The 22,881-nt window shown below is 53.7% G+C and carries 21 protein-coding genes; 8 read left to right on the forward strand and 13 right to left on the reverse strand.

The features are described 5' to 3' along the window. Window position 1: 1 nt before the first annotated feature. The 5 genes from ACYVC2_RS05460 to ACYVC2_RS05480 form a co-directional block, all read right to left on the reverse strand. A complete protein-coding gene (locus tag ACYVC2_RS05460) occupies window positions 2-2,146 on the reverse strand; it encodes an outer membrane protein assembly factor BamB family protein (RefSeq protein ID WP_461101287.1) in 2,145 nt (714 codons plus the stop codon). 182 nt (window positions 2,147-2,328) lie between these two features. Beyond that, window positions 2,329-2,814 (reverse strand): DinB family protein, encoded by a 486-nt coding sequence (locus ACYVC2_RS05465; RefSeq protein ID WP_461101288.1) that lies wholly within the window; start codon window positions 2,812-2,814, stop codon window positions 2,329-2,331. Between the two features lie 116 nt (window positions 2,815-2,930). After that, entirely contained in the window at window positions 2,931-4,406 is a 1,476-nt protein-coding gene (locus ACYVC2_RS05470) for a DEAD/DEAH box helicase (RefSeq protein ID WP_461101289.1), read from the reverse strand. 288 nt (window positions 4,407-4,694) lie between these two features. Beyond that, window positions 4,695-5,468, reverse strand: a complete 774-nt coding sequence (locus ACYVC2_RS05475) for an SDR family NAD(P)-dependent oxidoreductase (protein ID WP_461101290.1) — start codon at window positions 5,466-5,468, stop codon at window positions 4,695-4,697. A gap of 92 nt (window positions 5,469-5,560) precedes the next feature. Next, a complete protein-coding gene (locus tag ACYVC2_RS05480; protein WP_461101291.1) occupies window positions 5,561-6,376 on the reverse strand; it encodes a phytanoyl-CoA dioxygenase family protein in 816 nt (271 codons plus the stop codon). A 249-nt stretch (window positions 6,377-6,625) separates the two neighbouring features. Between ACYVC2_RS05480 and ACYVC2_RS05485 the strand changes: the two genes are divergently transcribed. Continuing rightward, a complete protein-coding gene (locus ACYVC2_RS05485) occupies window positions 6,626-7,693 on the forward strand; it encodes a BamA/TamA family outer membrane protein (protein ID WP_461101292.1) in 1,068 nt (355 codons plus the stop codon). Window positions 7,694-7,729: 36 nt separating this feature from the next. Here the strand turns inward: ACYVC2_RS05485 and ACYVC2_RS05490 are convergent, their stop codons facing one another. Continuing rightward, the gene (locus ACYVC2_RS05490) at window positions 7,730-8,395 is read right to left on the reverse strand and encodes a phosphatase PAP2-related protein (protein WP_461101293.1); all 666 of its coding nucleotides are present in this window, start codon (window positions 8,393-8,395) and stop codon (window positions 7,730-7,732) included. 222 nt (window positions 8,396-8,617) lie between these two features. On the opposite strand from ACYVC2_RS05490, the gene ACYVC2_RS05495 reads away from it, so the two are divergent. Further along, window positions 8,618-9,733, forward strand: a complete 1,116-nt coding sequence (locus ACYVC2_RS05495; protein WP_461101294.1) for a BamA/TamA family outer membrane protein — start codon at window positions 8,618-8,620, stop codon at window positions 9,731-9,733. Between the two features lie 50 nt (window positions 9,734-9,783). On the opposite strand, the gene ACYVC2_RS05500 is transcribed toward ACYVC2_RS05495, so the two are convergent. Then, window positions 9,784-10,089, reverse strand: a complete 306-nt coding sequence (locus tag ACYVC2_RS05500) for a hypothetical protein (protein ID WP_461101295.1) — start codon at window positions 10,087-10,089, stop codon at window positions 9,784-9,786. A 241-nt stretch (window positions 10,090-10,330) separates the two neighbouring features. Here ACYVC2_RS05500 and guaA point away from each other — a divergent pair, with 241 nt between their 5' ends. After that, window positions 10,331-11,863: a glutamine-hydrolyzing GMP synthase gene (guaA, locus tag ACYVC2_RS05505; protein WP_461101296.1), complete on the forward strand. Its 1,533-nt coding sequence runs from the start codon at window positions 10,331-10,333 to the stop codon at window positions 11,861-11,863. A gap of 66 nt (window positions 11,864-11,929) precedes the next feature. On the opposite strand, the gene ACYVC2_RS05510 is transcribed toward guaA, so the two are convergent. Then, on the reverse strand, window positions 11,930-12,313 hold the full coding sequence (locus ACYVC2_RS05510; RefSeq protein ID WP_461101297.1) for a YtxH domain-containing protein: 384 nt from the start codon (window positions 12,311-12,313) through the stop codon (window positions 11,930-11,932). Window positions 12,314-12,676: 363 nt separating this feature from the next. Here ACYVC2_RS05510 and ACYVC2_RS05515 point away from each other — a divergent pair, with 363 nt between their 5' ends. Together ACYVC2_RS05515 and ACYVC2_RS05520 are read left to right on the forward strand one after the other, a co-directional pair. After that, window positions 12,677-13,126 carry a YsnF/AvaK domain-containing protein gene (locus ACYVC2_RS05515; protein ID WP_461101298.1) on the forward strand — a complete coding sequence of 150 codons (450 nt, stop codon included), beginning with the start codon at window positions 12,677-12,679 and terminating at the stop codon, window positions 13,124-13,126. Between the two features lie 61 nt (window positions 13,127-13,187). After that, a complete protein-coding gene (locus tag ACYVC2_RS05520; protein ID WP_461101299.1) occupies window positions 13,188-14,117 on the forward strand; it encodes a YsnF/AvaK domain-containing protein in 930 nt (309 codons plus the stop codon). A 95-nt stretch (window positions 14,118-14,212) separates the two neighbouring features. Here ACYVC2_RS05520 and glmM read toward each other — a convergent pair whose 3' ends face one another. The 4 genes from glmM to ACYVC2_RS05540 form a co-directional block, all read right to left on the reverse strand. Continuing rightward, window positions 14,213-15,625, reverse strand: a complete 1,413-nt coding sequence (glmM, locus tag ACYVC2_RS05525; RefSeq protein WP_461101300.1) for a phosphoglucosamine mutase — start codon at window positions 15,623-15,625, stop codon at window positions 14,213-14,215. A gap of 108 nt (window positions 15,626-15,733) precedes the next feature. Next, entirely contained in the window at window positions 15,734-16,564 is an 831-nt protein-coding gene (locus ACYVC2_RS05530; protein ID WP_461101301.1) for a transglutaminase family protein, read from the reverse strand. A gap of 92 nt (window positions 16,565-16,656) precedes the next feature. Then, a complete protein-coding gene (locus ACYVC2_RS05535) occupies window positions 16,657-17,397 on the reverse strand; it encodes a peptidase (protein ID WP_461101302.1) in 741 nt (246 codons plus the stop codon). Window positions 17,398-17,589: 192 nt separating this feature from the next. Then, window positions 17,590-19,089: a sialate O-acetylesterase gene (locus ACYVC2_RS05540; RefSeq protein ID WP_461101303.1), complete on the reverse strand. Its 1,500-nt coding sequence runs from the start codon at window positions 19,087-19,089 to the stop codon at window positions 17,590-17,592. A 252-nt stretch (window positions 19,090-19,341) separates the two neighbouring features. On the opposite strand from ACYVC2_RS05540, the gene ACYVC2_RS05545 reads away from it, so the two are divergent. Continuing rightward, window positions 19,342-19,836 (forward strand): hypothetical protein, encoded by a 495-nt coding sequence (locus tag ACYVC2_RS05545; protein WP_461101304.1) that lies wholly within the window; start codon window positions 19,342-19,344, stop codon window positions 19,834-19,836. A gap of 41 nt (window positions 19,837-19,877) precedes the next feature. Here the strand turns inward: ACYVC2_RS05545 and ACYVC2_RS05550 are convergent, their stop codons facing one another. Beyond that, the gene (locus ACYVC2_RS05550; RefSeq protein WP_461101305.1) at window positions 19,878-21,332 is read right to left on the reverse strand and encodes a tetratricopeptide repeat protein; all 1,455 of its coding nucleotides are present in this window, start codon (window positions 21,330-21,332) and stop codon (window positions 19,878-19,880) included. Window positions 21,333-21,800: 468 nt separating this feature from the next. Here ACYVC2_RS05550 and ACYVC2_RS05555 point away from each other — a divergent pair, with 468 nt between their 5' ends. Together ACYVC2_RS05555 and hxpB are read left to right on the forward strand one after the other, a co-directional pair. After that, complete coding sequence (locus ACYVC2_RS05555) at window positions 21,801-22,088, forward strand: YciI family protein (RefSeq protein ID WP_461101306.1); 288 nt, start codon at window positions 21,801-21,803, stop codon at window positions 22,086-22,088. A gap of 75 nt (window positions 22,089-22,163) precedes the next feature. Continuing rightward, window positions 22,164-22,853 carry a hexitol phosphatase HxpB gene (gene hxpB / locus ACYVC2_RS05560; protein WP_461101307.1) on the forward strand — a complete coding sequence of 230 codons (690 nt, stop codon included), beginning with the start codon at window positions 22,164-22,166 and terminating at the stop codon, window positions 22,851-22,853. Window positions 22,854-22,881 lie beyond the last annotated feature (28 nt).

Here is a 22,881-nt window from a genome sequence, read left to right on the forward strand (position 1 = left end):
ATCAGGGTAGAGCAAAAGCGACGTATTGGTTTCCTTTCTTTACACCCACTTTTCCGCCCCCACAGGCAATTACCACGTACTGCTTACCGCCGATCTGATAGGTAGCGGGTGTGGCAAAGCCGGCAGCCGGGAGGTCGGTTTCCCAGAGGAGTTTACCGGTTTTCTTGTCGAAAGCCCGGAATTTTTCGTCACGAGAGCCGCCGATAAAGAGCAGCCCACTGGCCGTACTGACCGGTCCCCCGTAGTTCTCGGTACCGGTGTTGGCAATGCCTTTGGCTTTGAATGCCTTTTCTTCGCCGAGCGGAATTTTCCAGAGATATTCGCCGGTGTTGAGGTCGATGGCGCTAAGCGTACCCCAGGGTGGCTTGATGGCCGGGTATCCCTCGCTGTCCTGAAAGCGATTGTACCCCGTTATTTTATAGGGCAGATACGGTCGTTTAGCCTTCGTGCCGACGGCCACTTGACCGGATGCTTCCTGTTTTTCGTCATCGAACAGAAAAGCGATCAGCGCATTTTTTTCTTCTGCCGAAAGTGTCGTGAAGCCCGGCATCATGCCGCGTCCGTTGCTGACGGTTTGCAGCACATACGGCCGGTCACGTCGCTGGCCGATGTTGACCAGCGACGGATACCCACTGCGGGGGTTGCCCTTTCGTTCGGGGCCGTGGCAGCTCAGGCAGTTTTGGGTATACACCCGCTGGCCGGGGCTCAGGTGCGCCAGTTCGTCTTGTTTAGGCGTGTCGATGAGCTTATACAGCCAGGGAATATCGTTGGCGTTGACGTATAGAATCCCGTCTGGATCGGCGGCCGCGCCACCCCACTCCGCACCACCGTCGGTGCCGGGAATCATCAGTGCCCAGCCTTTGTCGGTCATGGGTTCGTACGACCGCTTGCCGACGGTTCGGAACAGCTTCTGGAGCGAGTCCCGGTCTACCGAATTGGGGTTGATATCGGCCTCGGTCATGAGCTGTCGCACAAAAGGCGCTGGCTTCTGCGGAACCGGTTGTGTAGGCCAGGTCGATTCGCCAGGCATGGCCGACTTCGGAATGGCTACTTCCTTGATCGGAAACAGCGGTTTGCCGGTTACGCGGTCAAAAACAAATACGTAACCCGTTTTGGTCACCTGCGCTACCGCGTCGATTTTTTTGCCGTTCTGTGTCACGGTAATCAGGTTGGGTGGGGCCGGAAAATCACGGTCCCAGAGGTCGTGGTGAACAGCCTGAAAATGCCAGAGTCGCTTGCCCGTACGGGCATCGAGCGCCAGCACGCAGTTGGCGAACAGATTCTGGCCCTTGCGGTTGCCGCCGTAGAAGTCGTAGGAGGGCGATCCCGTCGGGACGTACAGAATCCCGCGCGTTCGATCGATGGCCATCCCCGACCAGTTGTTGGCCCCTCCAACGTCGAAATTTTTGTACGCTTCTTTCGGCCAGGTGTCGTAGCCGTATTCGCCCGGATTTGGAATCGTGTGAAAGGTCCAGGCCAGTTTTCCCGTGCGCACATTGAACGCACGGATGTAACCCGGCGCGGCATCGGCTTCTTCCGACAACCGAACGGGCATGATAATCAAATCGCCGAAAATGGTACCGGGTGTGTTCGAGATCACGAACTTATCTTTAGCCTGCTCACCCAGACCATCGTGCAGGTCGATGTGACCATCCTGGCCGAAACTGGAAATGGGCTGACCGGTTTTGGCGTCGAGCGCGTACAGCAGCGACCCCATCGAATGCAAAATTCGGGGTGCATCGGTGGATACACCAGGTTGAGGAGCCCAGAAGGTAACCCCCCGGCTGGTGTTGGCTCCGGCTTTTTTTACCCCGCCAAACCGCCAAAGCTCCTTTCCCGTGGCCGCGTCGAGCGCAAAGGCCTGAACGGAGGGCGTAACGCCGTATAGAACCCCATCGACAATAATAGGGTTGGTTTGTATCTGGCCACTGTCGGGGGTGGAATATCGCCAGGCAACCTGCAGGTTTTTAACATTTGCTGGGGTAATCTGCGTCAGCGCCGAGTAGTGATTCCGGTCGGGCCCGCCGAGGTATTCACCCCAGTTGGTATTGTCGTTGGGCTTGTCGTCGGTCGGGTTCTGCGCCAGCTGCGACCAGCCCAGGGCCAGTATCGCCAGTGTGGTCACTGGAAAAAGCAATCGTTTCATAGGGTAGGAGGTAGTACAACAGAACTACGCGATACGTAAAAGCGATTTTGTTGGAAAAGCTACCAGACCTTCCCGTAAGAATCAAAGCTTAAACCCGTCGATACCACCGACAGCCCGTGCCGGTGAGACTGGGGTATCGATAAGCGGGTTGAACCAGGAGCGTCAGCCTTGCCGTGCTACCTTCAGGCTTCGGCAAAAAACAGAAACATATCGGTATTGACTGGCGTGTGCCCCTGCATGCGAACCATATTCGCTAGTTGCCCCCGATGATACGTACCGTGATTGACAACATGGTTGATCGTTTGCCAGAGTGGCAACTCAAACGTCGACCCTTTCAGGGTGGTGAAGATAATTACCTGCTCGTCTCCGCCCGCAAGCAGCGTCTGGATGCGCTGCTCCATTGCGTACTGAATGGGGATCCAGAGGGCTTCGATGGAGTCGGCTGTCGTGGTATCCCAGTCCGAAGGGATCGGAACAATCGGGTTGCCCTGCCAGCGGTTCAGCCATAGCCAGTCGGAGATGAGCAGATGCGTAGTGGTTAGCCGGATCGAAGGAAAACTGCCCCCTAGTTCTTTGTTGAATTCTGCTGCCGACAACATTGCTGCCTGCGTCAGCATCCGCTGGTTTGCCCAGCTGTTAAAAGCGACTAAACTGCTATACCGATCCATGGCACTAATTTAAATTGGGGTAGACTTTCGGATGCAAGTATAAGCATCGACACGCAAAAGTCCCGAATGAAATCCGGGACTTTTGCGTGTCGAACATTTAGGTCAATTGACCTGATCTAATAATTTTTATCCGAGCTAAAATCCAGATACCGGCTATTGCCGCTGCCTCTGCCGGGGCGTTGTTCGCGGTTGTCGGTAGCCGAAGGTTGTTTCGGCCCGCTGGAGTGGCGCTGACCATTGCGTTCGTTTTGGCGGGACTGCCCCCGGTTTTCGTTACGTGGGTCGGTGCTGCTGTTGGGCCGGCGTTCGTTCGAATTCGACCTGTTGGGCTGACTCGTCTGCGACGAACCATTGGTCCGGCCTCGGCCGTGTTGCTGACGCTGGCCACCATTCGCGTTGCCCTGACGATTTCGCGACTGTGCAGGAGCTGGAGTAACAACGGCGGTATTCACGTCGAGTACATAAGGGTGGTCGGTAATGACGGGAACCGTTTTACCGATGAGCTTATGAATATCTTTCAGATAAGCGAGTTCTTCAGCATCGCAGAACGAAAGCGCAATACCATCGTTACCGGCGCGGCCTGTTCGGCCAATGCGGTGCACGTAGGTTTCGGGAATGTTCGGCAATTCGTAATTGATAACGTGCGAAAGCTCATCGACATCGATGCCCCGTGCGGCAATATCCGTGGCGACAAGGACGCGGGTTTCGCGGCTTTTAAAATTCGAGAGAGCCCGCTGGCGCGCGTTCTGCGACTTGTTGCCGTGGATAGCTTCGGCACCGATGCCCGCCCGCAGCAGGTCTTTAACGACCCGGTCAGCGCCGTGTTTGGTACGGGCAAAGACCAGCGCCGAGCGAATGCTGGTATCCTCCAGAATATGAACGAGCAGTTTGCGCTTGTCATCTTTTCCGACAAAATACAGGGCCTGATCAATTGTGTCGGCGGTCGACGAAACGGGCGTAACTTCGACTTTTGCCGGATTACGCAGAATCGTATCGGCCAATTTGGCTACGTCGGGCGGCATGGTAGCCGAGAAAAACAGCGACTGTCGACGGTCGGGTAATTTGGCGATGACCTTCTTCACATCGTGAATAAAGCCCATATCGAGCATGCGGTCGGCTTCATCGAGCACGAAAAACTGAACATCGCGCAGCGAGACAAATCCCTGGTTCATCAGGTCGAGCAGCCGGCCAGGGGTGGCAATCAGCACATCAATACCCGCTTTGAGCGTGTTGACCTGGGCATGTTGCGAAACCCCACCGAAAATAACCGTATGACGCAGCTGAAGATGACGGCCGTAGGCGGCAAAGCTTTCGTCGATCTGGATAGCCAGTTCGCGGGTGGGCGTCAGAATCAGGGTTTTAATGCGACGGGGGGCTTTGGGGTTCTGGCTACGCTCTGCACTCATCAATTGCAGAATCGGGATGGCGAAGGCGGCCGTTTTGCCGGTGCCGGTCTGGGCGCAACCCAGCAAATCCCGGCGGCTTAACAGAATCGGTATGGCTTGTTGCTGAATGGGGGTTGGGGTGGTATATCCTTCTTCGGACAGTGCCTTCAGGATAGGGTCAATTAATTCTAAATCAGAAAATTGCATGTGTTAGCTGGACGTCGGCAGGCAAGGAAACAAGGCTTTAGTATAAGGTTCGCATCCAACGTCTTTAGAAAGTTATATGGGTACAACCAGAACGAGACAAATAAAGTGCCATTCATTGGGCAAGTACAAAAAGTGCTGCTGATTAATGGCTAACTCCCACCCTATAATAACATCAGATTTATCTTTGGCCAACTACGTATAAGCGCCGTATGGGGTACCCCATACGGCGCTTTATTGACGACTACCTTTTTCGATGATCAGGTGAGTTGCCCTTTAGGTTTGTGTGTGCTATTCGTAAATACTCCCGGCGGTTTGTTCGACCAGCCCTTTCGGAAGAAGCCAGGCCATCAGTTTGCCGGCTTTGTTGAGCAGGCCCGTTACTACTTCGGTTTTTCCGGCCAGCATAGCGCCTACAGCCTGTTTGGCGACTTCTTCGGGCGTCATATTTACTTTCTCGGCGGCTTTGCGCCCTTTCTCACCAATCTGCGCCCGGTCGACAAACCCCGTGTCAGTAGCACCGGGGCAAACGCAGGTGACCGATACCGATGATTTTTTCAGCTCCTGATGAAGCCCCCGGCTGAACTGAAGCACGAACACTTTCGATGCAGAGTACAGACTCAGACCCGGCACCGCCTGATAAGCCGCCGAACTGCCGATGTTCAGGATATAAGCGCTGGGTTGTTGCCGAAGCTGGGGCAGAAAGAGATACGTTAACTCCACGAGCGCCGTCATGTTAACGGCCATCATGTTGGTGTGTTCAGCCAGCGAATGTTTCTCAAAAGGCCCGCTCAGGCCGTAGCCCGCGTTGTTGACCAACGCCCGGACCGCGTATTTTTTTTGCGCGCACCAGTCGAAAATCCGTTGGGCGGCCCCCGCTTCGGCCAGGTCGATGGCCAGCACGTCGGTTTTGATGCCGTACATGGACGACAGTTGCTGAGCCGATTCGGCTAGTAAGGTGGCTGACCGGGCGACCAGCAACAGATCAAATTTCTGGCGGGCGAGTTCGGTGGCAATGGCTAAACCAATGCCTTTGCTGGCACCGGTGATGAGGGCGTAGGCCATACGGATAAAAAATCGATAGTCGGCAGTTGATAGTGTATAGTGGAGCTTCTGTTCCAACTATACACTATCAACTGCCGACTATCGATATTGGCTTAAATATTTACTTTCGAGATAAACCGATGATAGAACGGCGTTTTGCTGTTTTCGTGTTTGGGCATGTATTTGCCCGTAACGACCGGAACATACATGACGCGCCGACGGCTGGCTTCGCCCACGTGCGGAGACTGCTGCGCCCGGTGCCAGAGCCGCCCATCGTGTACTGACAGGTCGCCTGCGTTGATATCGAAGCCGATTTCGTGTTTATCGGGTTCGTTATCAACGAAGTATTTCTTGCGGAACAGCATTTTAAGAATACCCTGCTTGTGCGTACCCGGAATGACGCGCAGGCCCCCGTTTTCGTACGGGGTCGAATTCAGGTGAATGCCCACATTCAGCATCGGCATGATGCGCTGCCCGAGGAAAATGTCGCGCGGGCTGTCGGTATGCCAGCCCATCTGGGAGAATTTGCTGTTGGGAGTGCGAACGTAGTGGTTGAGAATAAGCCCATCTTTTTCAACTTCAGCAATACGACCTTCGTACGGCTGGAGCAAGTCGACAACGGCCTGCAGGCGGGGGTCCTGAAGGAACTCGTGGAGGGCGGTGCTGTGCTGCGAGAGGAAGCACATCCGCTGAATCATGGCATTTCCGGCTTCGTCCTGACCGAATTTCAGGGGAACACCGTTTACTTTGTCGCGGCCTTCAGCGAGCCATTCTTTCTCGATCCGCTCAACTTCACTAATGAATAACTTTACCGTTTCAGGATGAATAAAATTACGGAAAACAATCACGCCATTTTTGTTAAAGAACTGGCGTTGTTCGGGGGTAATGGTTTCGCCCAGCGTAAAGGGCGGTAAATCGATTTTGCTCATATCGGTGGTTTACAGTTCGGAGGTTCCGGGTTCAGTGCCAACCGCTGGCTGCCTTCCATTGGACAGATACAACCATAATGGTTTGTTTACGCCCCAAATCTACGAAATTTACAATTTTAGGATTACTTTTAATTGATTTAATTAATCCGACTTTAATTAACGGTTATTTCAGTTTCGGTGGCTGCTTTATTTGATCAACGGTTAATACTCCTGTTAGTCAGTAGTTTAATTGGGCTTACTACGTCTGCCTTGGCTCAGTCAGACAGTATTCCGTTACCCCGGGAGGCTGAGCTTAACCCTGCCATCCGGGCGCGCAACACGCTGATTTTGCCGCTGATAGCCCGTTCCATCGAGACAGACTGGTCTTTTGGCGTGGCAGGTTCGTACACCTTTCGATTCAACCGGTCCGATACCGTAACTCGTACTTCTAACGCACAGGGACTTGCTTTATACTCACTGCGAAAACAATTTATTGCCGCGATCAACGGCACCACGTACTTTCCCGGCGAACGCTATATTCTAAACTATCAGTTGTCGTACAGCAATTTTCCCGATAAATTCTGGGGCCTGGGAAAAGAAGCGCCGGACAAGGGCGAAGAGGCCTATACCTTTCAGCAATATTACGTATACCTGCATTTTCAACGAAAACTTCAGGAGCGTTTTTTTGCGGGCCTGCTCTACGAATATCAGCGATTATTATCTGTCGATTACCAGCCGGGGGGGCTCTTCGACCGGCTGGATGTGCCGGGCCGCTTTCCGTACCATGTGTCGGGGGCGGGGCTGAGCCTGACCTACGATTCGCGCAACAACGCCTTTGCGCCCGACCGGGGGGCCTTCCTGCAGGTGTATTTCAACCACTTTGCCCCCCTTTTCGGATCGGACTTCCGGTATACCAATTACGTGATCGACTTCCGGCGGTTTTTGCGGACCTACCGCGATCAGGTACTGGCTATTCAGGCCTACGGTTTTTTCAATGCCGGCCAGGTGCCGTTGCGTAGTCTGGCCAGCTTCGGAGGGTCGAACAGCATGCGTGGGTTTTACGATGGCCGGTACCGCAGTAAAAATCAGGTCGTTATTCAGGCCGAGTACCGGGTGCCTTTGTTCTGGCGGTTGGGGGCCGTTGGCTTCGTTGGCATCGGAAATGTAGCCAGCCGGGTGCAGAACCTAAATTTCGAAGATTTAAAGTACTCCTTCGGCGCAGGAGCCCGCGTGGCCCTGGACCGGAAGGAGCGCCTGAATCTGCGCATCGATTACGGCTGGGGAATCGGGCAGAGCGTATCGAATGGGTTGTATTTCCAGTTGGGCGAGGCCTTCTGACCAGTATTCAGCAGAATTGCTGAAAGACCTGTCGGCTTATTCCTGGAGAGCCCTATTATTCCAGCCGCTGAGACCGAGCCACTTGCCCAGGCGGTAGAACGGATACGTAAACACAAAGGCGCCCATCACATCGATGGTGTAATGTACGTGCTGCACAAGCAGCAACGCCCCTACGATCAGCGAGCCAACCAGCACCAACAGCCGGTCCCAGCGCCGACGCAGACACAAAAAGATCAGAAAGATGGTGGATGTATGGCCTGAGTAGAACAGATCTTTCGTGATATAAACCTTCCCGTAGAATGCGTTCGTTATCGGATCGACCATCGGAATGAGGCCAATTGGCGGATTGAGCGGGAACAGATTGATGCTGATCATGCGCGACAGGCTGATGAGTACGTAACTGTACACAAACATCATGTAAATGGCCGGGCTGCGCCGGACCCTAACCACAAGCAGCAGCGCGGATGCCCAGATGACCAGAAAAATAATCAGCGATACATCGACGGGGGGAATCCGGGTCAGCACCCAGTCTGCCAGCACCGGACCACTGTGTTGTTCGATGATTTGAAAAAAGATCGGAAAGGCGCCCAATAAGGCCAGTAGACAAACCACGCTGACGATGAATTTTCGGCGAAAAGCAGTCGACCGCCAGGCCGCACTCCAGATGACTTCGTTAACTGGATTAGGGGTAAGAACAGACATAAAGCAACGGAAAAGGCCGCAAAGGTACGAAAGAGTAAAGTATCGAGGTGATCAACTCGTTCGACTTCGCGCTAAATTGATACAGGATCGTTGGGTAGTTAACCCTAAAAAAACCAAAATAGCTTTCCTGAGTTTAGTGTACCATTCGTTTTTGCGGATGAACGAATCGAATCGGCCACTTTACTGGTAATACTTTTTTATTCTTTATACGTACATACAGGTATGAAACGCAGCTATTTCGGTTGGATGGGGCTGTTTTGGCTTTGGGCTCTGAGCCCGGACCAGGCAGGGGCGACGGGGCTACCTGAGACCGTACTGCCGGTTGCGGATACGGCCAAAAAAGAACACCGTTTCCAGCTTATCCCCCTGCCGATCGTGTTTTATACGCCCGAAACCCACATTGCCTATGGGGCGCTGGGGGTGTGCCTGTTCCGAACCGACAGCACGGCGCGCACGTCGAACGTCGATTTTGCCGTCCTTCATACGCAGAATGCCCAGACCGTGGTCGAGCCGACGTATACCATTTTCACGAAGCACGAAAAATACCTGATTCGGGGTATGTTGCTTTACACGAAGTTTCCGGAACTGTATTATGGTATCGGTCCCGCCACGACCGACGACCAGCAGGAGTTGGTTTCGTACAAGAGCCTACGGGCCTACAACCGGTTTCTGCGCCGGGTAAAGCCCGGCTGGTTTGTGGGTCTTCAGCAGCAGTATTTCAAAACGTTCGATATCACCCGCTCCTCCGACCGGGCCTTACCTGCTCAGACTCTGATCGGCGGTTTGGGCAGTGTCGTGAATGGGGTAGGCCTGGCCAGTGTGGTCGATACCCGCGATAACATTTATTCGCCCGTCAGTGGCTGGTACGCCGATGTCTCGCTGATGGACTACCGGGGGTGGCTGGGCAGCGAGTTCACCTTCACTAATTACCTTTTCGATATTCGGCATTACCAGTCCCTTTCACCCAATACGGTGCTGGCTGGGCAGGTGTACATCAATCTGAATATGGGTGAAGTGCCCTTCAAGCAGGCTGCCACGCTGGGTGGATCGTCGCTGTTGCGCGGGTATTACAACGGTCGCTATCGCGACAACGATGCCCTGATTCTTCAGGCAGAAGTACGGCAGCGATTTTTTGGCCGGTTCGGTGGGGTGCTCTTTGCGGGCGTGGGCGACGTGGCGCATAAACCCAGGGAGTTTACCGTCGGTGATCTCAAACCGACGGGTGGGCTGGGGCTACGGTACCTGATCAGCCGCAAAGAACACGTGAATGTACGCTTCGATGCCGCTGTCGGTAATCATACCCACGGCTTCTACGTGAATATTTCCGAAGCTTTCTAGCCTTCGAGAAAAGGCGGCCGGTTTCCTCGAAACAGGTATCCGTCGGGAGCCTACGGCAACATTTTTACTGCCTGAACGATAGAGAATTGCAGCCGCCGAAATACTTCCGCGTATTTTGCCAGGGCCATGGGGTCCGTCTGTTTGTATTTCGAATAAAACATCAGGGCCTGTAGTTCGGGCCGGCCGTAGCGGGTCAGCATGGTCCAAGTGGCTATATACGGTCGTGTATCATCCGCCGTTTGCATCATTTCGGCCAGCAGCACCTCCATCCGGAGAAAAGCAGCAACCATCGATACCGTCCCCTGGCGGGGATGCAGGTTCTGAATGACAGCGAGTTCGAACAGAATAGTAGGCATTTTACGAGAGTAGGTAATTTTCTGTTAACTCGCCGTGGCTGTTCATTGTTGGCTGTGAGGACCGATATAGTCTAAATGTACTATATTGCTGGCTGGCAGGGGCTCGTTTATAAACAGAATTGACTATACGAATCGAGCCTACGTAGGGATCATTCATTTCAGGGCTGCGGCCATTTTCTCAATCATTCCGTATTGGCGGTGCCGCTAAAATGCCCTAACTTTGCATTTTAGAGACCCATACATGGCCACCGAACAAATTCTGATTCTGGATTTTGGTTCGCAATATACCCAACTCATTGCCCGCCGGGTGCGCGAACTGAACGTTTACTGCGAAATTCATCCGTACAATCATCTTCCTGTTATCACCTCCGACGTCAAGGGCATTATTCTGTCCGGCAGTCCATCATCCGTACGCGACGCCGACGCTCCCGAAGTTCATTTAGCTGCTTTTCGGCATAAACTGCCCATTTTGGGGGTTTGCTACGGTGCCCAACTGCTGGCGCATACCAGCGGAGGAGAAGTACAGGCATCGGCCATCCGCGAATATGGCCGCGCCAAACTTGGTACGGTAAACGGTGAAAACCCGTTGCTTAAAGGCATAGACCAGCACTCGCAGGTGTGGATGTCGCACGCAGACACCATTACGAGCGTACCGGAGAACTTCACCATCATCGCATCGACCGATACGGTCCGGGTGGCAGCTTTTCAGGTTGAAAACGAACCGACCTACGGCATTCAGTTCCACCCCGAAGTAACCCACTCGCTACAGGGGAAAACCCTGCTGCACAATTTCGTGGTCGACATTTGCGGGTGTGCCCAGGACTGGACGTCCGAGTCGTTCGTCGAAACAACCGTAGCGCAACTGAAGCAAAAACTTGGTAACGATAAGGTCGTGCTGGGCCTCTCCGGTGGGGTCGACTCGTCGGTTGCGGCCATGCTCATTCACCAGGCTATCGGCCAGAACCTGTACTGCATCTTTGTCGACAACGGGGTATTGCGGAAAGATGAGTTTTCGGGCGTTCTTGAATCGTACAAAACCCTGGGACTGAACGTCAAAGGCGTTGACGCGAAAGACCAGTTCTATACCGCTCTGGCCGGGCTGACCGATCCCGAAGCCAAACGGAAAGCCATCGGTAAAACCTTTATCGATGTGTTCGACCACGAAGCCCACCTGATCGAAGGCGTATCGTGGCTGGGGCAGGGGACCATTTATCCCGATGTGATCGAGTCGGTATCTGTCAAAGGCCCGTCGGCCACGATCAAGTCGCACCACAACGTGGGAGGGCTGCCCGATTTTATGAAGCTGAAAATCGTTGAGCCGCTCAATACCCTGTTCAAAGACGAAGTACGGTTGGTCGGCCGAACGCTGGGCCTGCCCGAAGCCATTCTGGGACGCCACCCGTTCCCCGGCCCGGGCTTAGCCATCCGGATTCTGGGCGACATCACCCCCGAAAAAGTGCAGATATTGCAGGAGGTCGATGCGCTGTTCATCGACGGTCTGAAGCGCGAGGGCTTGTACGATAAGGTCTGGCAGGCCGGGGCCATGCTTCTGCCCGTGCAGTCGGTTGGCGTCATGGGCGACGAACGGACGTACGAACGCGTGGTTGCCCTTCGGGCCGTAACGAGCGTCGACGGAATGACCGCCGACTGGGCGCATCTACCGTATGAATTCCTCGCCAACATATCGAACGAAATTATCAATCGCGTCAAAGGGGTTAACCGGGTAGTTTACGACATTTCGTCGAAGCCCCCTGCTACCATCGAGTGGGAATAGGGTATAAAAAAAGGACCAGGGCTTCAGACCCTGGTCCTTTTTTTATACCCTGGAATACTAACTGACTTAGTTAAGTTTCAGGGCTTCTTCAGCGCTGTTAATACCCGATTTTGTGGCGTCGGCGGCATCTTCGACTTTGTCGTTATAAGCTGCCTTTGCTTGACTCTTTTTATAGTTGGCTTCTCCCTGATATTGATCGTACTTGTCTTCGGCCTGCCCTTTATATTGATCAAACTTGTTTTCTGCCTGGTTCTTTAGTTGATCCGCTTTCGCCTGGGCATTACCGACCAGCCGGTCAACCTGTGATTTTACCTGGTCGACCCCTTCTTCCCACTGGCTTTGCAAGTCATTGGCGGTCTTCGTCAATTTTTCACGGGTTTCTTTTCCACTCCGGGGGGCTGTCAAATAACCGATTGCCAATCCTGCTAGTACTCCTCTTAGAAAACTCATTGTCGTAGTAGGTTTTAAATGTCCTGTGTCTGTTTTCTCTTAAAAAAATATGCCAGATGAAAGACGTTTTCCGTCAGGATGCTGATTCATAGGCGCTTATTTTAACCGAATAAAAACGAATAAGTTTTAAAATACATCAGAGTGGGTATTTTATTCCCCAGGATAGGGGTCGTCGGTGGGCAGAAGGGGAGCGTCCTGCTTATTTAGGCTGATCGTTGTCCTGATTAGCCGACTAGTTGAATTACCCGCAAGGGGGCAGTTACTTAAAAATAATTTCTACAAATATTATAGAACAAATATAGTATGAACCTGCTTATACAACACACAACACGCAGCATTCCCATTGTTCTGTGAATTTCAAAAATGATGAGCAACGAGTCCAGTCAGGCAAGTAGAAGCGATGAATCCGGGAAGGTAACCCTGTCGACAGAGCCGATCATTATTCCTGTTATCGAGGAGCATCTACACATCCACAAGCAGCTTATCGAGACCGGAGTCGTCCGCATTGCCAAGCACATAATCGAAGAAGCGCAGACGGTCGATATACCCGTCTTTCGGGAAGAAGTGACTGTCGAACACGTGGCGGTTTACCAGTATGTCGAAACCGCCCCTGCCGTACGCTACGAAGGAGAGACAATGATCATTCCGGTATTGCGGGAAGTGCTGGTGACCGAAAAAAAGCTCTTGCTGGTGGAGGAAGTGCACGTAACCAAACGACACTTCAACGAGCAGGAAACCCAGGAGGTAATACTCCGGAAAGAAGAAGTGACCGTCGATCGGAGCGGTCCTCATCCCGAACGCTCGGCCCTATGAAAGGCCTTCGTTATAGATTAATCAACAAAACCAATTCTCAACGATCAAACCAGTAAAGCTCATGGCACAACAGACAGTAGTTGGTATTTTCGACAGCGCATCGGAAGCGCAAAAAGCCGTAGATCAGTTAATAAGCGAAGGCTTCTCGCGGAGTAATGTGGATGTGTCCGTCGCGAACGCAGCCAACTCGGCTGATACCTATGACACGACGACCACGCGAACCGACGGCGTAACGGAAGAACATCGAAATTCAGAGGATGGCATCGGTGGTTTCTTTAAATCACTGTTTGGCGATGATGACGATGATGACTACAGAAAACATAGTGAAGTGGGGCGCCGGGGCTCAATTGTAACGGTACATGCTCAAACATCGGACGAGGCCGAGCGGGCTGCCAGTATTCTGGACGATAAAGGGGCCGTTGACATTGACGAACGGGCCGCGGAATATGGCTATGGCAATACCGCGTCAGCTGCTGACACCCTCACAGGAAGCGGAACGGCTTATGCCGACACCGATGTGACGAATCGCAGTCTGACACCCGATACGGACCAGACTATCAAGGTGATTCAGGAAAACCTGGAAGTTGGCAAGCGGGATGTACAGACTGGGGGCGTCCGGGTGCGTAGCCGTATCGTTGAGCGGCCGGTCGAGGAAAGCCTGCGTCTGCGCGAAGAGCGGGTGACGGTTCAGCGTACACCCGTCAATCGGCCTGCAACGGCCGCGGACCTGAATGCCTTCCAGGAAGGACAGATCGAACTGACCGAGCATGCGGAAGTGCCCGTAGTGTCGAAAACGGCCAACGTCGTGGAAGAAATTTCAGTGGGCAAAGAAGTGAACGAACGGCTTGAAACCGTTCGGGATACGGTGCGCAACACCGATGTGGAAATTGAAAACCTCGGTAAAACCGAGACGACGACCGATCCCTTGCTGACCACCAGCCGAACAGATTATGAGGACGAGCAGGTGAACACAAGCTCGACCAATCGGTAGAGGAGGAAAAGGTAGAGGGCCTGGGGCAATGGGTAAAAAATGAGTATACACATCTCATTCCTTACCCGATGCTCCAGGCCCTCTGCCTTTCTCCTTTATCGTTTCTCCGCGATCACTTCCCGAATGTCGTTGATGATTTTTCCGGCCAGGTGATCGGCTGTCGCGAGCGTGTCGGACTCCGAATAAATCCGGATAATGGGTTCGGTATTCGATTTGCGGAGGTGCACCCACTCTTTATCGAACTCGATCTTGACCCCATCGATCGTATTGATCGGATTGCGGGCGTACTTAGCCTGAATCCGGTCCAGCACGGCGTCGACGTTGATATCGGGGGTCAGTTCGATCTTATTTTTTGAAATGTAATAATTCGGGTAGGTGCGCCGAAGCATCGACGCCGATTTACCGGATCTGGCCAAATGGCTCAGAAACAAAGCGATGCCCACCAGCGCGTCGCGACCGTAGTGCAGGTCGGGGTAAATGATCCCGCCGTTGCCTTCGCCACCGATAACGGCTTCCTGCTCTTTCATCATCTCGACCACATTGACTTCGCCCACGGCCGAGGCAAAATGCTGCCCACCATATTTGCGGGTTACATCCCGTAGCGCTACCGTACTCGACATGTTCGATACGGTATTCCCGGCGGCTTCGCCCTGAGCCGCCCGGCTTTTGAGCACGTAATCAGCTACGGAAACGAGCGTGTATTCTTCACCAAACGGCGATCCATCCTCACAAATCAGCGCCAGCCGGTCGACGTCGGGGTCTACGACAATCCCCAAATCGGCATTACCCTTGGTCATTTCTTTAATGATGTCGCGCAGGTTCTCTGGAAGGGGCTCTGGATTGTGGGCAAAATTACCCGTTGGTTCGCAATGGAGTTTGGTCACCTGCTCGACGCCGAGTGCTTCCAGCAGCATCGGTACTGCCAGGCCACCCGTTGAGTTGACGGCATCGACCACCAGCCGGAAATTGCGGGCGACAATTGCATCGCGGTCTACCAGGGGTAAGGTCAGAATCTGCTCGATGTGTTTTTGCAGCCAGCTCGTATCGACCCGGTATTGCCCCAGTTTCCGAACGTCGGCGAAATCGAACGACTCCGCTTCGGCAATGGCCAGTACCTCCGCTCCGTCCTGGCCTGAAATAAACTCGCCGTTTTCGTTGAGCAGTTTGAGGGCATTCCACTGGACCGGATTGTGGCTGGCGGTGAGGATGATACCCCCCGCTGCTTTTTCGCCTGGTACGGCCAGCTCGACGGTTGGAGTGGTCGATAGCCGCAGGTCCAGCACATCCAGGCCGAGGCCCTGTAAAGTGGCGGCTACCAGTTTTGAAACCATATCGCCCGATAGCCGACCATCGCGCCCAATGACCACGGTTTTTCGATCAGGGTTTCGTTGTCGTAACCACTGCCCAAACGCGGCTGTAAATTTGACTACGTCCAGGGGCGTCAGTCCGTCCCCGCTACGCCCGCCAATCGTTCCTCTAATCCCGGAAATAGACTTGATTAATGCCACTGTAGGTATGCTGATAAGTACGCAAAGATAACGAGCCGGGGGCAGGGGGCAAGAGGATTAGAAAAAACTAATCCTGTCGACAGTCCCCCTCCGCCCCAGGCCCTTTGCTCAGACAAACACCAGTTCTGAACGGAGCACTGAGTTGGCCTGCCCGCTGAATGTTCCCCTGATGGGAGCGGCCAGCTCGGGTTGGGCCGTCGAAGTCAGAAAGATGTGCCGATTGACCACGACCGAACCCTCCGTGGGGTCGAAACCCCGCCAGCCAGCCCCCGGCAAATAAACTTCGGCCCAGGCGTGGAGCTGGTGTTCCTGCTGCGGATTTCCGAACAGGTACCCACTGACAAAGCGGGCGGCTATGCCCAGACTGCGGCAGGCAGCCATGAACAGGGTCGTATAATCGCGGCAGGAGCCCCTGGCGAGCGTCAGGGTTTGTTCGGGCGGAAACGGCGCGCCCAGTTCCCGGATTTCGTAGGTAAACTGCCGGATCGTCTGGTTCAGATTCATCAAAAAGCCCGTCGTCTGCCAGCCTGCGTCGGCCGCAATCTGCCGGGCCCACTGTTCGACCCGATCCGATACGCCTACGCGCTGCAGATAAGGCTGTAGCAATTCCTGCTCGGCTTTCGGGTATTGAAATGGAACGCGCTGGGCTTCAAAGGGAAATAAAACAAAGTCGAACGAGTTGAATTCCTCCGACTGAAGCTGGATTTCGGCCGTTACCCGCAGTCGGTTCGTCGGCCGGCTAAAATACACCAGTTGCTGAACGTTGCCTTCTACATCGATATTCCGGACAATTTTGGCCGGCGTCGGGTCAATGATGAGGGTGTAGTCCAGCAGCCGCTGGTAGGGATAGGTTCGTGGGTATAAATAAAGCGTTTGCGGGCCCAGTGCAACAGGAATGTCGTAAGTGTACTCGGATTCATGCCGAACGTGGAGGTGCATAGCGAAATAGAGTGAAGAGTGATGAGTGAATAGTGATGAATGAAAAATAAGCCTGATACTGTTTCATTCATCGCTCTTCACTCATCCCTGCTTTATACGTTTTTAACGGAGCGGACTTTTTCGAAGATGGGGTCCATCCAGTAGGAGGGCAATTTACGGACCGAATTGCTGAGCAGGGCACTCCACTGGTGCGAGACCTCGTCCATGTCTTCTTTTTCAAGCCGGTACTCGGTCATGTGAAAACTGTCTTTCGGGTAGATGACCACATCCAGTGGGTAATCGACATCGTTGGCGCTGACCCGGGTGGCGTCGAACGCCAGAAAGCCGATCTTCAGCGCATCGGGCAGGCTTGTTTCGTACGATAAATTTCTGAATAGCAGCGGTTTACCATAGCCGGAGTTGCCAATGATCTTAAACGGAGACCCCTGATCCACTTCCACCCAGTTGCCCTCGGGGTAAAGCATAAACAGCTTATGTTCTTCATCATCTTCCAACTGCCCGCCAACGATGGCGTTGAGGTTGAAATTTAAGCCGCTGGCGATAATCGAGGCTTTATCTTCCTGGGCCACCCGCTTCACCTGTTCCCCAAAAGCGTTGACGGCTTTGTACAATTTATTGAAAGAACGATCGCGCTCGGTGAGTACTTCTCTGAAATAGGTGATGGCCTTGTCCCGTACGGAGCGCAGACCCGACGTCATGATAAAGAGTGAGTGATTTTCGACTTCATGAACCGAAATTTTACGGTTTGATGAAACCTCGGTACCGGAGGTCAATCGCCTGTCGGCAATGGCAACCAAACCCGACGCGACCTTAATTCCTAAACAATACGTCATTCGATACAGTGGGGGAAACCAGAGCGTTTTCTCTGGGCAGTAAACCCAACAAATATACGGGTTACCCCCATTTTTGTTTGATCTACCCGTTTGTTTTCTCGAAAAATGATGCGCGCTACCGACAAGGCAATGCTTATTTTTGACCCTTATCGGTCCGCTGATCGCTATCCGGAACCGTCGTTCGGTATTCGCCTACAGCTCTGGTAAACAGTCGTATACGCGGTTGTGCACCTGAAACAGACAGGCTGCGGATGCGTCGGCTGGCAGGGCAGGAGACGGAGAGCGGGTGCGCCACGGAAATACGGGTTCATTGACTATAGAGACGACCGGAGGGAAAAAGGTTTCCCGCTGTTGGGTCTGCAGACGGGCCGAATAGGTTCCCGTTCCGACCCTAAGCCGTTGGGTTGTATCGCCGGTGTTCCAGCTGTAGCTGGCCCCATCGGGCTGAGTGAGCATAAGCTGCTGATCGTCGGTGCAGGCAATCCGAAGCAGTGGTTGCGGGCGCGACTCGTAGGGGGTAATGCTCCGAAGCACGGCGTCGGTGATGGCGTTGGCCCACAGTTCCCCTGCTTTTGCCTGGCCAGCGGGCGAGTAATGCGCTCCGTCGGGCCGGTCGGCTACGGAAGTGATGATATCCAGGTCAGGTCCCGCGAAAGTACGATAACCGGGTTTGTCGATCACCTGTTGCTGAGCTGCCCGGACGTTCTCGGCAGGGCCATGCATGAATGAAGAACGGGCAACGATCCAGGCCAGGTCGGGCTTGTTGAACTCCTGGCGGGATTTGTCGATAACCCCCAGATGATGTTTCAGAATAAGCTCGGTCGGGTTGGCGCGGTCATTTTCGCCATGATTCAATAAAATCGCACGAATGCCGGTCGATGGAACGTATAACTGCATTAGATTCCGCAGGTTGACGTAGGGCATGCGGAGGCTGTAGCGGACGAAGCTGTGCGTAAACGGAATATCGTAGGCCGAGTTGTAGTTATGCTCCATGTTGCTGCCGCCGAAGCCCGCGTTGAAGAGCAGCACCGGCACGTTGATGCGCCGAACGAGCACATCGCCCATGTGCCCCCAGAACCACGCCATTTTAGCAAAAGGCGCCATGCCGTTGAATTGCTGGAGCTGGCTAAACACTAAACTGGGCAAATAGCGGGCATCGGCGGTGGCCAGGTACTGCTGAAAATCGGGCGACTCCTGGTCGAGCGCTACCACCGTCACCCGATCGTCGGTAGCACCGGGCATCGACGGGCAGCCGTTCGTTCCGTTCACGTTACAACCCGATCCCTGCGCGTTGGAATGCCCTACGATGGCAAAAACCTCACCCACGCCAAACCGATCTACCGAATCTACGGCCACCACCTGCCGGTTTCGTAAGCCCCGCACTTCGATCCGGTACCAGCCGCCCCGCACCTGAAGGGTTCCGGTAAACTGCCCCTGGGTTGGACGAGCCTGAAGCGTCGCCCAGCCAGTAGACACGCCCTGACCCGAGACCCGTGCCACCACCCGCGCTTCGACAGCATCGAGGGGCTCTGCATAGCTGCCTGCAATCTGGACCGTGGCCAGGTTAGCGTTGTTGCGCTGGACGACCATCCGACTCACCGGATAGGTAACCGTAAGCTGGGCACTGACCTGAGTCGACATCAGGAAACAGCAACTGGCAGACATAAAGGCCTTTCTAAGGTAGATTAGCATGATGAATAAACGAAAGTGGCATTTAGGAAGAGAACGCCATGACGTAGCATATTGATTTGAATAAGCCGGATAAAACGGGTTTGACGATTCATAAAGACCTCCCAATTCAGCGCAAAGAGGAGCCTCGATTGGCAGTAGGCTAGCCGGACTGGAGCCGTATGCTAATGGGTATTTTTCGACCAAATTGGTTTGTTTTTGGGAATCGTTTGTGTTACTTTGGCATTCTTATTCAACCCCGATGCCCATTCTGCAATGAACTTTGACGACGAAGACGACGACGATAGCTTTATGGACTGGGATGGTTTCGATGAAGACTATGACCCCGAGGAAGCCCGCGCCGAAATGGAGGCTGAAAACCGACGGATCAAGAACCTGCCCATTCTACGGAAAGCCAATGAACTGATGGAATTGACGCAGGCTATTGTAGAAACCATCAATAAGGAAGAGGACGTGCTGATGATGCATGAACAGATGCTGGCCAATGCCATGATGCTGGCTCCGAAAATCGTTGGGGCCGAAGGGGGAGATTTGTATACACTGCGGATGGAAAATGCCGTCATCATCAAGATGCACGCCCGTGAACTACTCGCTCAGACTTCCTACTGTAAGGCCGAGAAACTGGCTACGACGGCGTATCTGAACGTGCTGCGCGACGAAATCGAGCAGTTTCGGCTGCTGTTCGTCGAATGGGTCAATAGCTTTGATAGAGATAATGACGCCCCAGACGACTGGGGGCTGTTTTACTAAAGAACGAAGCGGGCAGGTCGGAAAACCTGCCCGCTTCGCATTTATCGGGTATACATGGCGCCTTTGGCAATCGTCGATTCGTACTCGAAATTGATCGTTTCCAGGAATTTACCCGTCACCCAGCCGATATCGGCATTGCGGATAAAGACAAACCGCCTGGGCGTCGAATTGGCGTTGTAAGCTTTCATCAGCGCGTCGAGCCACAACACTCCGGCAATCAACTGCTTCTCATTGAGCCGACTCTGAACCGTGTTGATGTCTCTGGCAGCCAGATTCCGGACGCCGGAGCTGGGTATGGCCTGGAGATTGGGCTGAAACAGGGCTTTCGTATCCTCCAGTGCCAGCCGTTTGAACTGCTCCACATCGGCGGCCAGAATCGGTACGGCGGTAACATCGGCTTTTTCCGGGTGCAAATACGTCACCAGCGCCAGAGCAATATCGCCCCCAACTCCCACCGTTCGGCGCTGTTTAAAGCCAGATTCGCGGCTACCCAACCGAGAGGCCAATGCCGAATCGGCGATGGCTTTGACGACCCGCTGAGCTTCGCGCTTGAAGGCATCCATACTGAGCGACCGGTTGCCTTCGATGCGTTCGACCAGGGTGGTGGTCCCAACGGGCAGGCTGATTTCATGAAAATCTTTGTCGGCATGGGTGAAGTTCCGGCGGCTGGCATCCTGGTCGAAATAGCCACCCATCGTGCTGACGCTTCCCAGATTCAGCGCCGAGGTAGTTGGCCATACTTTTCGCGGAATGGCGCCAATCGTGAAGAGCTCGGCTTCGCGCATGGGCGTCAGGGTAGTATCGATGCGGATGTTGGGATTGGGCAACACCCGCGACAATTGATGGAAAAGGGCCTGACGACTTTCGGGCGTACGCCCGACGCTCTGTTCGAGGTCACTATTGAAGATGATGAAGGTCCGTTCGGCCGGCACATTGTACCGCCTGACCGAATCCAGGCCTACGCGAAGGGCATCCTGGCCACCGCTGACGGATTTGGAAGCATCGGCCAGCAAGCCGCTGCTGGGAATCTCGAAGGTCGTTTTGATGTCTTTTTCGTAAAAATCTGTCTCGTACTGGGTTTTGAAAATAGCCACTTTCACCCCCGATCGGCCGATCTGAATACCGGCATACACATTCTTACTGGATAAATCCCGGATGATTTCATTGACTCCCCAGCCGCTGGCCACATACTTGAGATTGGTATACTGAGTGCGCGCCCGATCCAGATACTGCAGGGCGGTGGTCGTGTCTTTCAGATCTTTGTACGAAAGGCCCAGCAGTTCGTTGGTGACGGCTTCCCAGTACGCGTGTTTGGTCCGGACGGCGGGCATGGCTCGCTGTAGCAAGCTGATCGATTCCTGCGATTTATCGACTTCCCGCAAGGTGTTCGCCAGTTTGATGTAGCGAATGGCCTGCGAGAGGCTGGTGGCAGTCTGGGCTATTGCCGATGACAACCCGATATAGAGGCAGGCGGATAGAAAGCAGAAGCGTTTCATTGCTTTAATAAAGATTAAGTTTTAATCATCCAGGCAGGAAACGAATGGGGAGTGAGCCGCTTATCGGCGACTACCAACGGCGGGCTACGCCCGATTCAGCCGGAAATGATCCATAGAGACGATTGACTCATGTACGTGACAGCTCATCGGACGGATTCGGGGCTGTGCTAAAAGTTAGTATATGGGAAACTGCCCCTATTTTCAAACTAGTTGGCTGCGTGGCAGCTAGCTTATCACTTTAAATCAGACCTAAACTACCGAATAAAAACAATTGACTATTTAGGTGAAATTTTTACTATTAATTTATCAATTTTGGAATTTTGGTAGCAAAATGATTTTAAGGATCTTCTGATGACCAACTGGCTGAAAAGTAAGTGAATCGATGTTCGCCGATCAATATGCACCCGCTATGATTAGAATTATTTTAGCGAAGATGGTATCTTGCCAAACGAAAAACCACGCAAGTTCATGCGTTACATCATTCACGCGTACGATCATACGGATGCCGATGCGCTCGACCGGCGGATGCGGGTCCGCCCGGCTCACTTCGATTATGTCCGCCAGTTGAAGGCCGAAGGACAATTTATTCTCGGTGGAGCCCTGCTTGATTCCGCTGGCAACATGATCGGGTCGATGCTCTTGCTTGAGCTGCAAACCGAAGACCAACTGGCTACGTATCTAAAAACCGATCCGTACATTGTGCAGGGTGTCTGGGATAAAATTGACGTAAACCCCTTCCGGCAGGCCGACGTCTGAAACGCCCGACTGGCTGTGAAAATGACCCCATCGATGCCCTGGCCGCTACTGTTTACTACTTACTGACGACTCATTTTGATACAGGCTGCAATATTTGATATGGATGGGCTGCTGGTGGATTCGGAACCCCACTGGCGAGCCATGGAGCGTGACGTGTTCGATTCCGTGGGCCTTCATCTGACCGACGAACAATGCAAGCAGACGACGGGTTTGCCTATTCTGGACGTTGTCCGGTACTGGTTTGTGCGCGCCCCCTGGTCCGAACAACAGGCCGCGGGGCGTAGTCATGAAGCGTTGGCCGATGCCATCACCGAGGGCGTTCATGAACGGATTGCGCAACTGGCCGAACCCATGCCGGGCGCGCTGGATACACTCGACTTTTTTGTCGGACGCGGTATTCCAACGGCAATTGCTTCGGCGTCGCCCATGAGTCTGATCGAAGTGGTACTGACCCGCCTGGGTATTCGCGATGCCCTGACGCTTTGGCACTCGGCTACGCTGGAAGCCCGCAATAAACCGGCTCCGGATGTATACCTGGGTACGGCCCGCAAACTGGACGTGTTACCGGCAAACTGCCTGGCCTTCGAAGATTCGGGAAATGGCCTGAAATCCGCTTATGCGGCTGGTATGCGTACCGTAGCCGTACCGGGCGCTTTCGAATACGATGATCCGAAGTTTGCCATTGCCACCCTTAAACTGCCCGCGCTGACGGCCTTTTCGGCGGCTACTTTCGACGCGCTGCTACTGAACGAATGCTATTCCTAACTACCTAAATGTGCCGAGCACTTGTTAA

Source organism: Spirosoma koreense (genome assembly GCF_054777875.1).